Annotated in this window: 10 protein-coding genes and 2 pseudogenes; 11 read left to right on the top strand and 1 reads right to left on the bottom strand. The window is 71.2% G+C overall.

The window, feature by feature from the left end; translation table 11 throughout:
• Nucleotides 1-235 precede the first annotated feature (235 nt).
• From ACTWQJ_RS28995 to lpdA, 10 genes and pseudogenes are all read left to right on the top strand, one after another.
• Complete coding sequence (locus ACTWQJ_RS28995) at nt 236-718, top strand: hypothetical protein (RefSeq protein WP_443309493.1); 483 nt, start codon at nt 236-238, stop codon at nt 716-718.
• A gap of 49 nt (nt 719-767) precedes the next feature.
• Nucleotides 768-2,594, top strand: coding sequence for a gamma-glutamyltransferase family protein (locus tag ACTWQJ_RS28990; protein WP_443309492.1), 1,827 nt, complete (start codon nt 768-770; stop codon nt 2,592-2,594).
• Nucleotides 2,595-2,708: 114 nt separating this feature from the next.
• Nucleotides 2,709-3,554 (top strand): inositol monophosphatase family protein, encoded by an 846-nt coding sequence (locus ACTWQJ_RS28985; protein WP_443309491.1) that lies wholly within the window; start codon nt 2,709-2,711, stop codon nt 3,552-3,554.
• Nucleotides 3,555-3,662: 108 nt separating this feature from the next.
• Nucleotides 3,663-5,072 (top strand): phytoene desaturase family protein, encoded by a 1,410-nt coding sequence (locus ACTWQJ_RS28980; RefSeq protein ID WP_443309490.1) that lies wholly within the window; start codon nt 3,663-3,665, stop codon nt 5,070-5,072.
• Nucleotides 5,069-5,578, top strand: coding sequence for an O-acetyl-ADP-ribose deacetylase (locus tag ACTWQJ_RS28975; RefSeq protein ID WP_443309489.1), 510 nt, complete (start codon nt 5,069-5,071; stop codon nt 5,576-5,578). Before ACTWQJ_RS28980 ends, ACTWQJ_RS28975 begins: the two co-directional genes overlap by 4 nt.
• A gap of 17 nt (nt 5,579-5,595) precedes the next feature.
• A pseudogene (locus ACTWQJ_RS28970) lies at nt 5,596-5,844 on the top strand (ABC transporter permease subunit); the annotation flags it as partial.
• Nucleotides 5,845-6,084: 240 nt separating this feature from the next.
• A pseudogene (locus ACTWQJ_RS28965) lies at nt 6,085-10,007 on the top strand (glycoside hydrolase family 2 TIM barrel-domain containing protein).
• 107 nt (nt 10,008-10,114) lie between these two features.
• Entirely contained in the window at nt 10,115-10,756 is a 642-nt protein-coding gene (locus ACTWQJ_RS28960; protein ID WP_443309488.1) for a phosphoribosyltransferase, read from the top strand.
• Between the two features lie 26 nt (nt 10,757-10,782).
• The gene (locus ACTWQJ_RS28955; RefSeq protein ID WP_443309487.1) at nt 10,783-11,208 is read left to right on the top strand and encodes a CBS domain-containing protein; all 426 of its coding nucleotides are present in this window, start codon (nt 10,783-10,785) and stop codon (nt 11,206-11,208) included.
• 129 nt (nt 11,209-11,337) lie between these two features.
• Complete coding sequence (lpdA, locus tag ACTWQJ_RS28950; RefSeq protein ID WP_443309486.1) at nt 11,338-12,750, top strand: dihydrolipoyl dehydrogenase; 1,413 nt, start codon at nt 11,338-11,340, stop codon at nt 12,748-12,750.
• Nucleotides 12,751-12,784: 34 nt separating this feature from the next.
• On the opposite strand, the gene ACTWQJ_RS28945 is transcribed toward lpdA, so the two are convergent.
• Complete coding sequence (locus ACTWQJ_RS28945; RefSeq protein ID WP_129800329.1) at nt 12,785-13,147, bottom strand: ArsR/SmtB family transcription factor; 363 nt, start codon at nt 13,145-13,147, stop codon at nt 12,785-12,787.
• A gap of 68 nt (nt 13,148-13,215) precedes the next feature.
• Here ACTWQJ_RS28945 and ACTWQJ_RS28940 point away from each other — a divergent pair.
• A partial coding sequence (locus tag ACTWQJ_RS28940; RefSeq protein ID WP_443309485.1) for a heavy metal translocating P-type ATPase occupies nt 13,216-15,035 on the top strand: 1,820 nt, incomplete at its 3' end.

Below are 15,035 nucleotides of genomic sequence, written 5' to 3'. Positions count from 1 at the left end.
CCCGATCAGCGCCCACAGTTCGTCGTCCACGATCCACGGCCGATTCCCCACACCTCACGAACGGCGGAATCGTCCTACTGGTCACGCCCGGCCAGCACACCTCGACAAGATCGTGTTACGGACTCTAAGGGCGTGCCCTCATTCATGTCAGGCGGCAGGTGCAGATACGCAGCAGCCGCAAGTACTTCGCGCTTCCGAAGGGCGGCAGACGCGCGTCGTGGACATGCCGCGTTCGGTGGCTGACGAGTTGGTGAAGCATGCCAGGGCATACCCTTCCAGCGAGGTCGAGCTGCCCTGGGGTGGTCCCGAACCTGAGAGGGAACGAAGGAAGTTTGGCCTTGTGCTGACGACGAAGTTCGGGAACGCCATCGCCGCGAACACATGGAACACCGAGATCTGGAAGCCTGCTCTGGCCAAGGCAGGCATCATCCCACCGCTCGCCAAGGGAGCGAAGCCTTGGCAATGGCAGGCGGCGCCGAGAGACGGGTTCCACGTGCTGAGGCATACGTACGCCTCACTCGTGCTTGAGACAGGAGAGTCAGTGGTCACCCTCGCCAAGTGGCTGGGGCACTCCTCGCCGACGATCACGCTCGACCACTGTGCGCACTTCATGCCGGAGGCAAGGGAGAAGGGACGCCGAGCGATCGATAGCCTGCTCGGCGATCAGGTCGCGAGTCCGGGCCCAAACTCCCCAGATTCTCCCCAGGCCAGTTCTTGAGTGCTGATCGGACCGACCGACGCGCGCAAACAGCAAGGTGAGAGGCCAGATGTTCACCACCCGTCCCACCCTCCAGGGCACCTTCGGCATGGTGTCCTCCACCCACTGGCTGGCCTCGCAGTCGGCGATGGCCGTCCTGGAGGACGGCGGCAATGCCTACGACGCTGCCGTGGCGGGCGCCTTCGTGCTGCATGTCGTCGAGCCGCACCTGAACGGGCCCGCCGGTGAGGTGCCGATCCTGCTCGCCCCGGCGGGCGGCGAGGTGCAGGTGCTGTGCGGGCAGGGCGTGGCGCCGGCCGGAGCGACGGTCGCGCACTACAGGGGACTCGGTTTGGATCTCGTACCCGGTACCGGGCCCCTTGCGGCGGCCGTCCCCGGTGCGTTCGACGCCTGGATGCTCCTGCTCCGCGACCACGGCACCAAGTCCCTCGCCGACGTCCTGAAGTACGCCATCGGATACGCGGAACACGGGCACGCGCCCGTGGAGCGCGTCGGCGAGACCGTGGAGACCGTGCGCGAGCTATTCGAGACCGAGTGGACCACGTCCGCGGAGGTGTATCTGCCGGGCGGCCGGGCGCCCCGGCCCGGCGAGCTGCTGCGCAATCCCGCGCTCGCCGCCACCTGGCAGCGGCTGCTCGCCGAGGTCGCCGGGGCGGGGGACCGCGAGGCGCAGATCGAGGCGGCACGGCAGGTGTGGCGCACCGGTTTCATCGCCGAGGCGCTGGTACGGCAGGCACACCGGCCCACCCTGGACACCAGCGGTAAGCACCACACCGGCACCCTCACGGCCGCCGACCTCGCCGGCTGGTCCGCGACCTACGAGACGCCGGTGACGTACGACTGGAACGGCTGGACCCTGTGCAAGGCCGGCCCCTGGAGCCAGGGCCCGGTCCTCCTCCAGCAGCTCGCGCTGCTCCCGCCCGAACTGCCCCCGTACGGCTCCGCGGACTACGTCCACCTGCTGATCGAGGGCTGCAAACTCGCCATGGCCGACCGGGAGGCCTGGTACGGCGACGCGGCCGAGGTGCCGCTCGGCGAGCTGCTGTCGGGCGCCTACAACGCGGCACGGCGGGAACTCGTCGCCGACACGGCGTCGTACGAGCTGCGGCCCGGGAGCCCGGAAGGGCGCACCCCGCGGCTGTGCGCCCACGCGCGCGGCGCCGCCACCGGCGTGGCGGGCCTCGGCGCGCCGGGGGCCGGAGAGCCGACGGTCGCCAAGAGCCCGACGGCCCCGGTGCCGGGCGAACCCGACGTCGCCGCCGACGGCGGTACCCGCGGCGACACCTGCCATCTCGACATCGTCGACCGCTGGGGCAACATGGTCGCCGCCACGCCCAGCGGCGGCTGGCTGCAGTCCAACCCCGTCGTGCCCGAACTGGGCTTCCCGCTCGGAACCCGGTTGCAGATGACCTGGCTGGAGGAGGGCCTGCCGAACTCGCTCACGCCGGGACGCAGGCCACGCACCACCCTGACGCCGTCCATCGCCCTGCGGGACGGGACGCCGGTCATGGCGTTCGGCACGCCCGGTGGCGATCAGCAGGACCAGTGGCAGCTCCACTTCTTCCTGGCGGTCGCCCTGCGTGCTCCGGTACGCGGCGGCCTTGACCTCCAGGGCGCGATCGACGCGCCGAACTGGCACAACGACAGCTTCCCCGGCTCCTTCTACCCACGCGGGATGCGCCCGGGGAGCGTCACCGTCGAGGCGCGCACGGACCCCGCTGTCGTGGCGGAGCTGCGGCGGCGCGGCCATGACGTCACGGTCGGTGACGACTGGTCCGAGGGCCGGCTGTGCGCGGTCGCCCGGGACCCGGAGAGCGGCATTCTGTCGGCGGCGGCCAATCCGCGGGGGATGCAGGGGTACGCGGTGGGCCGGTGATGTCCTGAATGTCCCTTGCCTGCGGTGGGGTGTGGCATCGGGAGTTCATGCCGGTTCCACCTGTAGTGCACTGGCCGGGTAGGGATTGTCAGTGGCGCGTGCTCTCATGGAGGCATGATCGAAGACAGCGAAACCATCGACGAGTTTCTCGCGCGCCACTCGGCCGACGTGGAGGAGGCGGTCCGCAAGGCCGCCGCGGCCGAGATCATGCCGCGTTTCCGCCAGCTGGCCGCCCACGAGGTCGACGAGAAGAGCGGCCCGCACGACCTGGTGACGGACGCCGACCGCCTGGCCGAGCAGTACCTCACCGAGGCGCTGGGTGAGCTCCTGCCCGGCTCCGTGGTCGTCGGCGAGGAGGCGGTGCACGCCAACCCCGCATCGTACGAGGCGATACGGGGCGACGCCCCGGTCTGGATCGTCGATCCCGTCGACGGCACCCGCCAGTTCGTGCACGGCGAGGACGGCTTCTGCACACTGGTGGCGCTCGCGCAGAGCGGCGTCCTGCTCGCCTCGTGGACATACGCCCCCGCCCGCGACCAACTCGCCACGGCCGTACGGGTGCGGGGCGCCTTCCTTGACGGTGAGCAGCTGTTCGCCGGCTCGCCCGCACCCGGACGGGACCTGAGGATCGCCACGTCCCACCCGGATTACACGACGGCCGAGCAGAAGCGCGACCTGCTCGGCCTGTGGACGGACGGGGCCGCACCCCGCGACTGCGGTTCGGCGGGCCTGGAGTATCTCGCCGTCGCCCGCGGCGAGTTGGACGCCACGGCGTTCTCGTGGGAGGCGGCATGGGATCACGCGGCAGGCCTGCTGCTGGTCGAGGAGGCGGGTGGCGCCCACCTGACCCGCACGGGTGAGCCGTTCCGCATCACGGGCGGCAACGCCCTGCCGTTCACCGCGGCCCGCGACGCGGCGACGGCACGCCGGGTGGCGGGGCTGCTGGCGTCGTCGGTCTGAGCCCGGAGCATGCCGCGGGGTCACCCCGTCGCCGAGCACTGTCAGTCCCCCGGCATATCCTGATCCTCAGTGGCCATCGGCTGACGAAGGGGTCCGAAGGTGCCGTCGATGCTCGATGCGGTCGTGGTGGGTGCGGGGCCGAACGGACTGACCGCTGCCGTGGAGCTGGCCCGCCGTGGCTTCTCCGTGGCCGTCTTCGAAGCCCGGGACACGATCGGCGGGGGAGCGCGCACCGCAGAGCTCACCCTGCCCGGCTTCCGTCACGACCCGTGCTCGGCGGCGCACCCACTCGGCATCAACTCACCCGCGTTCCGCGCCCTGCCCCTGGACCGCTACGGCCTGGAATGGGTCCATCCCGAGCTGCCCATGGCCCACCCCTTCACCGACGGCACCGCCGCGGTCCTGTCCCGGTCGGTCGGCGAGACGGCCGCCTCCTTCGGCCCGCGCGACGCAGGGGCGTACCGCAGGCTGGTGGCGCCCTTCCTGCCCCACTGGGACACCCTCGCCCGCGACTTCATGTCCCTGCCGCTCACCGCGCTGCCCCGCGACCCGGTGACCCTCGCCCGGTTCGGCCTGGTCGGGCTTCCTCCGTCCACCTGGCTGATGCGGCGCTTCCGCGACGAACGGGCCAAGACGCTCTTCGCCGGTCTCGTCGCCCATGTGATGGCCCCGCTCACCGGCCTCGCCACCGGCGCCATCGGCCTGGTCTTCGCGCTCGCCGCGCACGCCCGCGGCTGGCCCGTGGCCCGCGGCGGCTCCCAGTCCATCTCGGACGCTCTCGCCGCTTACCTGAAGGACCTCGGCGGCACGGTCCACATCGACTACGAGGTCAAGCGCCTCGACGACCTGCCGCCCGCCCGGGCGTACGTCTTCGACACCTCACCCACCGCCCTCGCCCGCATCGCGGGCTTCGGCCGCTACTACGAGGGCTACCGGTACGGCCCCGGCGTCTTCAAGGTCGACTACGCCCTGGACGGCCCGGTGCCGTGGACCGCCGAGGAGCCGCGCAGCGCCGGAACCGTGCAGATCGGCGCCGACACGGGGGAGATCGGCACCGCGCTGCGCGCCGCCTCGCGCGAGGGCCGCGCGCCCGACCGGCCGTTCCTCATCACCGTGCAGCCCAGCGTCGTCGACCCCACCCGCGCACCGGCGGGCCGGCACGTCTTCTGGGCGTACGGCCATGTCCCCAGCGGCTGGACCGGCGACCTCACCGACGCCATAGAACGCCAACTGGAGCGCTTCGCCCCGGGATTCCGCGACCGCGTCCTCGCCCGAGCCACCGCCGGCCCGCCCGAACTCGCCGCCCACAACGCCAACTACGTCGGCGGCGACATCGCCTCCGGCGCGGTGTCCGGACTCCAGACGCTGCTGCGCCCCAAGTTGTCCCTGTTCCCGTACAGCACCCCGCATCCGGCCGTCTTCATCTGCTCCTCGGCCACCCCGCCGGGACCCGGCGTGCACGGTATGTCCGGGCACAACGCCGCGAAGGCCGTCTGGAAGAGACTGAGGCAGACATGACCACCATCAGGCTGGTCCAGGGCGACATCACCCAGGAGAGCGCCGACGCGATCGTCAACGCGGCCAACTCCTCGCTGCTCGGCGGCGGAGGAGTGGACGGCGCCATCCACCGGCGCGGCGGCCCTGCGATCCTCGAGGAGTGCCGGAGGCTCCGCGCCTCCCGGTACGGCAAGGGCCTGCCCACGGGCCAGGCGGTCGCCACCACCGCAGGGGATCTGAACGCACGCTGGGTGATCCACACGGTCGGCCCCGTCTACTCCGAGCAGGAGGACCGCTCCGCCCTCCTCGCCTCCTGCTACCGCGAGTCCCTGCGCGTGGCCGACGAGTTGGGCGCCCGCACGGTCGCGTTCCCGGCCGTGTCCGCCGGCATCTACGGGTGGCCGATGGACGACGCCGCCCGTATCGCCGTACAGACCGTGCGGGAGACGGACACGGCCGTCGAGGAAGTCACCTTCGTCCTCTTCGACGAGCGGGCGTACGACGCGTTCGCCCGGCAGGTCCGCTGACGAAGCCCGGTCATACCGCCGTCCTGCGCAACGCCCTGCTGCGGCTGCCCACCACGGTCCTCGTCCTGGCCTCCCTCGGCTTCCTCGGCCTGGGCGAGCAGCCGCCCACGCCGGAGTGGGGCCGCCTGTTGTCGGAGAACCAGCCGTACGTGGAACTGGCCCCCTGGACCGTACTCGGCCCGGCCGGTGCGCTCGTCCTGCTCTCCGTACTCGCCGTGTCGGGCACGGCGCTGGGACGGGGCGGGAAGCGGCGCGTGCGCCCATAACAGCCGAAGGAACACCCCCAGTCGATCAGCCCTCCATCAGGAACACACAAACTCCGACGGGGTAATTGCTTCGGTTGTGTTCGAAGTTCTAGGGTGAGCCGGGTTGCAGCAGCGGACTCCGTCATCACGAGCCGAGATCCGTAACGCCGTCAACTGCTGTTTCACCGCCGTGAGTTCACCGTGAGTTGAGCCGCTCTCCGTTCGTGCAGCGCACTGTTCGTTCCGAGGAAGGACACGGTCATGCCGCACCCGCACGCGTTTCCCGCCGATCAGTCGGCTCGCCCCGAGCAGCGGGCCTTCGTCAGTCGCCGTCGACTCCTCGAGTCCGGTGCCGCCGTTCTCGGCGCGCTCGCCCTGTCCTCGCCCGCCCGGGATGCCGCCGCGCACACCGCCGGCCGGAGCGCGGCGGCGGACGGATCCCCCGAGTGGAACGGGAACATCGCAATCTTCCGGCTGGGCACCGAACCGCCGCACACCACCCTCATGCCGTACGCCGACGTCGAACAGGCCCTGGCCGCCGACCGCACCCGCTCGCCGTACCGGCTGAGCCTCGACGGGCGGTGGAAGTTCGCCTACGCCGACCGCCCCGACGACCGGGACACCGACTTCTACCGCACCGACCTCGACGACAGCGACTGGGACAGCATCCCCGTCCCCTCCGCCTGGCAGATGCACGGCTACGACTTCCCCATCTACGTCAACATCACCTACCCCTGGTGGGGCCCCAACGGCCTGGGCGAGGAGCCGCAGCCCCCGGCCGCGCCGACCCGCTACAACCCCGTCGGCCAGTACCGGCGTACCTTCACCGTCCCGCGGGACTGGGCGGGGCGGCGGACGTTCCTGCACTTCGAGGGGGTCAAGTCCGCGCACTACGTGTGGATCAACGGCGAGCTGGTGGGCTACCACGAGGACTCCTACACGCCTGCCGAGTACGACATCACCGAACACCTCAGGCCCGGCACCAACCAGATCGCCGTGGAGGTGTACCGCTACTCCGACGGCGACTGGCTGGAGGACCAGGACATGATCCGGCTGAGCGGCATCTTCCGCTCGGTGTACCTCTTCTCCACTCCGGTCGTGCACCTGCGCGACTTCAAGCTGGACACACCGCTGAGCGACGACTACACGGCCGCCGACCTGTCCGTCACCGCGAGCGTGCGCGCCTACGGCAGTGGCGGCGCCGGGCGGTACACGGTCGAGGCGCAGCTGTACGACGCGCGGGGCCACGCCGTCTGGTCGAGGCCGTTGCAGCAGGCCGTCGACGTCGGACCGGCCGGTGAGGACGTGACCGTACAGGCCGCCAGAGCCGTGCCCGCGCCGCAGCTCTGGTCGGCCGAACACCCCAACCTCTACACCGCCGTCCTGCGCCTGCGCGACCCGGCGGGCAAGGTGACCGAGACGCTGTCGCACCGGGTCGGCCTGCGCGAGTTCGCGCTGAAAGACGGGCTGATGCGCATCAACGGCAGGCCCGTCTCCTTCCGAGGCACCAACCGGCACGAGATGCACCCCGACCGCGGCACGGCGCTGACCCGCGCGGACATGGTCGAGGACATCGAGGTCATCAAGCGGATGAACATGAACACGGTCCGCACCTCGCACTACCCCGACAACCCGCTGTGGCTGGAACTCGCCGACGAATACGGCCTGTACATCGTCGACGAGGCCAACGTCGAGACCCACGGCATCCGCGGCCAGTACCCCGGCAACCACGCCGACTGGAGCGCGGCCTGTGTGGCCCGCGCCCAGAACATGGTCCACCGCGACAAGAACCACTCCTCGGTCGTCATCTGGTCACTCGGCAACGAGGCCGGCGGCGGCAGCACGTTCGTCGCCATGCACGACTGGATCCGCTCCTACGACCCGACCCGCGTCATCCAGTACGAGGGCGACGACCGCCCCACGATCAGCGACATCCGCTCGGAGATGTACGAGAGCCCCGCGCGCGTCGAGGCCCGCGCGAAGGACACCGCCGACACCCGGCCGTACGTGATGATCGAGTACTCCCACGCGATGGGGAACTCGAACGGCAACTTCAAGAAGTACTGGGACATCATCCGCCGCCACGACGTCCTCCAGGGCGGCTGGATCTGGGACTTCATGGACCAGTCCCTGAGCTGGCCCACCCCGACACGCAAGCTGCTCACCGAGACCGGCCCCGGACAGCTCCAGGGAGAAGTCCTCGCCCCCAGCGGCACCTTCGACCGCGACCGGGGCATCTCCGGCGGCACCGTCTTCGCCCGCGACGCGAGCCTCGACCTCACCGGCTCCCTGACGCTGGAGGCCTGGCTCACCCCGCACGTCACCGGCAACCACCAGCCCATCCTCGCCAAGGGCGACACCCAGTACGCACTGAAGCAGACCAACAGGACCATCGAGTTCTTCATCCACGGCGGCGGCCAGTGGATCACCGCGAGCTGGGCGGTGCCGGACGACTGGACCGGCAGGGAGCACCACATAGCCGGTGTCTTCGACGCCGAGGCGGCACGCTGACCCTCCACGTCGACGGAGCGGTGAAGGCCACCCGGACCACCACGCGCCGGCCCGGCAGCAACACCGCGCCCCTGTCGCTCGCCACCGACGTCGACAACTGGACCCGGGAGTTCAGCGGCACCGTACGGCGGGCACGCGTCTACGCCCGCGCCCTGACCGCCGCAGAGCTGGCCGAGGAGGGCCGCGGCCCCGGCGACGACGGCGTGCGGTTCTGGTTCGACGCCGCCACCGCCGGCTTCACCGAGAAGCGGCCCCGCGAGCGGACGTTCTTCGCGTACGGCGGCGACTGGGGCGACAACCCCAACGACGGGAACTTCGTCGCCGACGGCATCGTCACCGCGGACCGGGCCCACACCGGCAAGGCCGCCGAGGTCAAGCAGGTCTACCAGGCGATCAACGTCTCACCGGCCGACGGCGTGGGCACAGTCAAGGTCACCAACGAGTACCTGTTCACCAATCTCCATGAATTCGACGGAAGGTGGAGCCTCGTCGCCGACGGTGAGGTCGTCCGGCGCGGCAAGCTGACCCGCGAACAGCTGAACGTCCCGCCCCTGTCGAGCAAGGAGATCAGCCTGCCCGTACGGCTGCCGGACGGCCCGGCGCCGGGCACCGAGTACTTCCTCCAACTGTCGTTCACCACCAAGGAGCCCACGAAGTGGGCGAAGGCCGGCTTCGAGGTGGCCAAGCAGCAGCTCCCCCTCGACGCCGGCAGCCCGGCCGTGAGGCCGGTACCGCTGGACGACATCCCTGCGCTGACGTACGACGACGGCGACACGTCCGTCACCGTCACCGGCAAGGGCTTCTCCGTCACCGTCGACAAGAGCAGCGGGGTCATCACCTCGTACGAGGCCGCCGGCACCCGACTGATCACCTCCGGACCCGCGCCGAACTTCTGGCGGGCGCCGACCGACAACGACAAGGGCAACGGCCAGCACACCCGCAACCAGACCTGGCGCGACGCGGGCGCCCGGCGCAGGGTGACGGACGTGAGCGTGCGCGTCCTGCGCGACAGAGCTGTCGAGATCAAGGTCAGCGGCACGTTGCCCACCACCGTCGAGTCCGCGTACACCACCACGTACACGGTCTTCGGCAACGCCGAGATCAAGGTCGACAACACGCTGCACCCGGGCGCGGCGTCCCTGCCGTACATCCCGGAGGTCGGCACGCTGCTGTTCCTGCCGGGGCGTTTCGAGCATCTGCGCTACTACGGCCGCGGGCCCGAGGAGAACCACTGGGACCGCAACGACGGCACCGACGTGGGCGTGTACTCCGGGACCGTCTCCGGGCAGTGGACCCCGTACATCCGCCCGCAGGAGAACGGCAACAAGACGGACGTCCGCTGGGTCGCGCTCACCGACCGGGGCGGCTCGGGTCTGCTCGTCTCCGGTGAGCCGCTGCTGGAGGTCAACGCCTCGCACTTCACCCCGGAGGACCTGTCGTCCGGGGTGCGCCACGACTACCAGCTCACTCCGCGGGACGAGGTCGTCCTGCGCGTCAACCACCGGCAGATGGGCGTGGGCGGCGACAACAGCTGGGGCGCGCACACCCACGACGAGTACAAGCTGTTCGCCGACCGCGACTACGCCTTCACCTACCGGCTGCGTCCCCTCACCGACGTACGCGGGGCGACGGCGGCGGCACGCCGGCCCACGGCCGGGGACTTCTCCGGGTAGCCGCCGGGTCCGCCGGGCGACACCCGTGATCGTCGGTGTGTCGCCCGGCGCCCTGTGGAAACCCGTACCGACACAGGGCGAGACCAGCAGCAGGCAGGTGGTGGGACATGAGTTTCCGAGACCGCGCGCACGCCGGCCGGGAGCTGGCCGAGCATCTGCGCATCCTGCAGGAGAAGGGCACCCTCCCGGACCCCGTCGTGCTCGCCCTGCCCCGCGGTGGCGTCACGGTCGCCCGGGAGGTCGCACGGGCGCTCGGCGCCCCGCTCGACGTGCTCGTCGTCCGCAAGATCGGCGCGCCTGCCCACGAGGAGTTCGGCGTCGGAGCGATCGCCGGCGACGACCCCCCGTTGTTCGACGCCCGGGCCCTGGACCAGCTGGGCCTGACGGAGGAGGAGCTCGCCCCGGTGGTGGCCCGGGAACGGGCCGAACTGCACCGGCGCGAGCAGCGCTACCGGCAGGGCCGCCCCGCCGTCGAACTGAAGGGACGTACCGCGATCGTCGTCGACGACGGGCTGGCCACCGGATCGACCGCGCGTGCCGCCGTGCAGGCCGTGCGCCGGCGCGAGCCCGAACGGGTGGTCGTCGCCGCGCCGGTCTGCTCGCACGAGGCGACCGAGCTGCTGCGCGGCGACGCCGACGACGTGGTGTGCCTGATGCGGCCGAGCCCGTTCCACGCGGTCGGGCTCTGGTACGAGGACTTCGAGCAGCTGACGGACGACGACGTGCTGGACGCGCTGCACGGCAGCTGAGCCGGCCGTACCCCCAGGAGGCGTTCATGACCAGGCAGATACGCGACGTGATGTCGCCCGGCACGGCCTCGGTCGAGCCGATGACCACGGTGGCGCGGGCGGCGCGGATGATGCGCGACCAGGACATCGGCGACGTCCTGGTGGCCTACGACTGTGATCTGTTCGGCGTCCTCACCGACCGCGACATCGCGGTCCGGGCCGTCGCCGAGGGCCTCGACCCGAACACCACCACCGTCGGCTCGCTGTGCACCCGGCCGCCCGTGGTGACCCTCGCGCCCGACGACACGACCGACCACGCCATCGAACTGATGCGCCAGCACGCGGTGCGCAGGATCCCCGTCGTCGAGCACGGCGGCTGCCCCATCGGCATGATCAGCCTCGGCGACCTCGCCACCTCCGAGGACCCGCACTCCGCCCTGGCGGACATCAGCCGCGCCGCCCCCAACCACTGAACCGGCCCACGCCGCGGCTGAGACTCGCGTCATAGGGATCAGTGTGGCGAGGAGCAAGGCGGGGCGAAAGAATCTCTTACGCACCACACCCGGCCAACCGCTCTTCACCACACCGAAAGGGACCTCCGCATGGACGAGCAGGACGAGCGCTTCGACGTCGTCGTTCTCGGAGCGGGCCCCGGCGGGTACGTCGCCGCCATCCGCGCCGCCCAGCTGGGCAAACGTGTCGCCGTCGTCGAGGAGAAGTACTGGGGCGGCGTCTGCCTGAACGTCGGCTGCATCCCCACCAAGGCCCTGCTGCGCAACGCCGAGCTCGCGCACATCGTCACCCGTGAGGCGAAGACCTTCGGCATCAAGACCGACGGACAGATCACCTTCGACTACGGCGAGGCGTTCCGGCGCAGCCGCAAGGTCGCCGACGGCCGGGTCAAGGGCGTCCACTACCTGATGAAGAAGAACAAGATCACGGAGTACGACGGCCGCGGCACGTTCGTCGACCCGCACAGCCTCCAGATCACCGGCTACGACGGCGAGACCCGCACCATCGGCTTCGACCACTGCATCATCGCCACCGGCGCCACTCCGAAGCTGCTGCCCGGCACCCGCCGCACCTCACGCGTGGTGACGTTCGAGGAGCAGATCCTCGCCGAGGAACTGCCGCAGTCGATCATCATCGCGGGCGCCGGCGCGATCGGTGTCGAGTTCGCGTACATCCTGCACAACTACGGCGTGAAGGTCACCGTCGTCGAGTTCCTGGACCGCGCCGCCCCCCTCGAGGACGCCGAGGTCTCCACCGAACTCGCCCGCCAGTACCGCAAGCTGGGCATCGACGTGCTCACCTCGACCCGCGTCGACGCCCTCGACGAGTCCGGCCCGCAGGTCCGCGTCACGGTCACCGCGAAGGACGGCTCCCAGCAGATCCTCGAGGCCGACAAGGTCCTCCAGGCCATCGGCTTCCAGCCGAACGTCGAGGGCTACGGCCTGGAGAAGACGGGCGTGAAGGTCACCGACCGCGGCGCGATCGACGTCGACGGCCGCTGCCGCACCTCCGTCCCGCACATCTACGCCATCGGCGACGTCACCGCGAAGCTGATGCTCGCGCACGCCGCCGAGGCCATGGGCGTGGTCGCCGCCGAGACCATCGCGGACGCCGAGACGATGGAGCTCGACTACGTGATGATCCCGCGCGCCACCTACTGCCAGCCGCAGATCGCCAGCTTCGGCTACACCGAGGCGCAGGCCCGCGACCTGGGCTACGACGTCAAGGTCGCCAAGTTCCCGTTCACCGCCAACGGCAAGGCGCACGGCCTCGGCGACACCACCGGCTTCGTGAAGCTGATCAGCGACGCGAAGTACGGCGAGCTGATCGGCGGCCACCTCATCGGCCCCGACGTCACCGAGCTGCTGCCCGAGCTGACCCTGGCCCAGAAGTGGGACCTCACCGTCCACGAGGTGGCCCGCAACGTCCACGGCCACCCGACCCTCGGCGAGGCGATCCAGGAGGCCGTGCACGGCCTCGCCGGCCACATGATCAACATGTAGGGGCGTTCAGCAGTCGTGACGCCGCCGGTACGTGCTACTCGGCGGCGTCGCTGATTCCGAGCCGCAGATGCTCCACGTGGTACACGGCCTGGTCGAGGAGCTGAGCGACATGGTCGTCGTGCAGCGCGTACACCACCGACCGGCCCCGACGCTCGCCCACCACCAGGCCGAGATTGCGCAGCAGCCGCAGCTGGTGCGAGCACGCGGACTGCTCCATGCCCACCTCGGCCGCCAACTCGGTGGCGGGCAACGGTCCTTCACGCAGCCGCGCGAGGATCAGCAGGCGGGACGGAGTGGACAGGGCCTGGAGCGTGGTGGCCACCTTCGCGACGTTGTCCGCGTCGAGACGTACGCGTTCCGTGGTGTCCTGCGCGGCGGTGACGGCTCCATGACCCATGACCGCTATCCTACCCACCCCGCATGAACGAATGAACGAGTCTTCATGTGTTCCTGTATGGTGGCCCTGTGTCAGCGACTCTTGCGCCCCATCCGGCCCCCACCCGCACCCCGACGGCACCCCGCCGCCGCACCCGGATCCTCGCCCTGCCCGAGGCCCGCTGGGCCCTCGCCGCCCTCGTGGCGTTCCTGGCGGCACTCGCCCTGGACCTGGGCGGCGCCCCCGCCTGGGCGTTCGCCCCGCTGTACGCCGTCGCCTACATCACCGGCGGCTGGGAACCGGCCCTCGAAGGACTGCGGGCCCTGCGCGACAAGACCCTCGACGTCGACCTGCTGATGATCGTCGCGGCACTGGGCGCGGCCGCCATCGGCCAGGTCCTCGACGGTGCCCTGCTGATCGTCATCTTCGCCACCTCCGGCGCCCTGGAGGCGCTGGCCACCGCCCGCACCGCCGACTCCGTGCGCGGCCTGCTCGACCTCGCACCCACCACCGCGACCCGCCTCACGGACCAGGGCACCGAGGAGACCGTGCCGACCGGCGACCTCACCGTCGGCGACGTGCTGCTGATCCGCCCGGGCGAGCGCATCGGCGCCGACGGCCAGGTCCTGGACGGCACCAGCGAGGCCGACCAGGCGACCATCACCGGCGAACCCCTCCCGGTCGTCAAGCGCCCCGGCGACGAGGTCTTCGCAGGCACCCTCAACGGCACCGGCGCCCTGCGCGTCCGGGTCGAACGGGATCCCGCCGACTCGGTCATCGCCCGCATCGTGACCCTCGTCGAGGAGGCCTCCCGCACCAAGGCGCCGACCCAGCTGTTCATCGAGAAGGTCGAACAGCGTTACGCAGTCGGCGTGGTCGCCGCCACGCTCGCCGTCTTCGCCGTACCGCTCGCCTTCGGCGCGCACCTCACCGACGCGCTCCTGCGCGCCATGACCTTCATGATCGTCGCCTCCCCGTGCGCGGTCGTCCTGGCCACCATGCCGCCCCTGCTGTCCGCCATCGCCAACGCCGGCCGGCACGGCGTGCTGGTCAAGTCGGCTGTCGCGATGGAACGTCTCGGCGAGATCGACACCGCCGCCCTCGACAAGACCGGCACCCTCACCGAGGGCGCTCCCGAGGTGACGGACGTACGACCGCTGCCGGACTCCGGCCTCGACGAGAACCGGCTCCTCGCCCTCGCCGCCGCGGCCGAGCACCCCAGCGAGCACCCGCTGGCCCGCGCGATCGTGGCCGCGGCCCGCGCCCGGGACCTGCCGATCGCGCCCACCGAGGAGTTCACGGCCGTCCCGGGCCGCGGGGTCACCGCCGTCGTCGGCGGGCGCAAGGTGAGCGTCGGCCGCGCGGAGGCCCTGGCCGATCCCGAGGACGGTGCGTCGGTCGGCGCGGAGGCCCTGACCGGTCGCGAGGACGGTGCGACGGTCGTCCTGGTCGTCCGCGACGGCATCCCCGTCGGCACGCTCGCCCTCACCGACCGCCTCCGCCCCGAGGCCGCCGCGACCACGGCCGCCCTCACCGCCCTCACCGGCACCGCCCCCGTCCTGCTCACCGGCGACAACGCGCACACCGCCGCCCGTGTCGCCGAGGCCACCGGCCTGACGGACGTCCGCGCGGACCTGCTGCCCGAGGACAAGGTGAACGCCGTACGCGACCTCCAGGACAGCGGCCGCAAGGTGCTCTTCGTCGGCGACGGCGTCAACGACGCGCCCGCCCTCGCCGCCGCGCACTCCGGCGTGGCGATGGGCCGCGCCGGCTCCGACCTGGCGCTGGAGACCGCGGACGCCGTCGTCGTACGCGACGAACTCGCCACCGTCCCCGCGACCGTACGGCTCTCCCGGGCCGCCCGCCGACTGGTCCTGCAGAACCTGGTCATCGCGGGCACGTTCATCAC

Source organism: Streptomyces sp. KR55 (assembly GCF_052245645.1).
In the GTDB taxonomy this organism is placed as follows: domain Bacteria; phylum Actinomycetota; class Actinomycetes; order Streptomycetales; family Streptomycetaceae; genus Streptomyces; species Streptomyces flavusporus.
The sequence above is the reverse complement of the archived record's forward strand: the minus strand, read 5'-3'. Positions and strand labels throughout refer to the sequence as shown.

Bases quoted from the DNA above. Each gene is read 5' to 3' on its own strand.
- ACTWQJ_RS28985 (WP_443309491.1), top strand. From the start codon at position 2,709: ATGATCGAAGACAGCGAAACCATCGACGAGTTTCTCGCGCGCCACTCG.
- ACTWQJ_RS28990 (WP_443309492.1), top strand. From the start codon at position 768: ATGTTCACCACCCGTCCCACCCTCCAGGGCACCTTCGGCATGGTGTCC.
- ACTWQJ_RS28945 (WP_129800329.1), bottom strand. From the start codon at position 13,147: ATGGGTCATGGAGCCGTCACCGCCGCGCAGGACACCACGGAACGCGTA.
- ACTWQJ_RS28955 (WP_443309487.1), top strand. From the start codon at position 10,783: ATGACCAGGCAGATACGCGACGTGATGTCGCCCGGCACGGCCTCGGTC.
- ACTWQJ_RS28960 (WP_443309488.1), top strand. From the start codon at position 10,115: ATGAGTTTCCGAGACCGCGCGCACGCCGGCCGGGAGCTGGCCGAGCAT.
- lpdA (WP_443309486.1), top strand. From the start codon at position 11,338: ATGGACGAGCAGGACGAGCGCTTCGACGTCGTCGTTCTCGGAGCGGGC.
- ACTWQJ_RS28975 (WP_443309489.1), top strand. From the start codon at position 5,069: ATGACCACCATCAGGCTGGTCCAGGGCGACATCACCCAGGAGAGCGCC.
- ACTWQJ_RS28980 (WP_443309490.1), top strand. From the start codon at position 3,663: ATGCTCGATGCGGTCGTGGTGGGTGCGGGGCCGAACGGACTGACCGCT.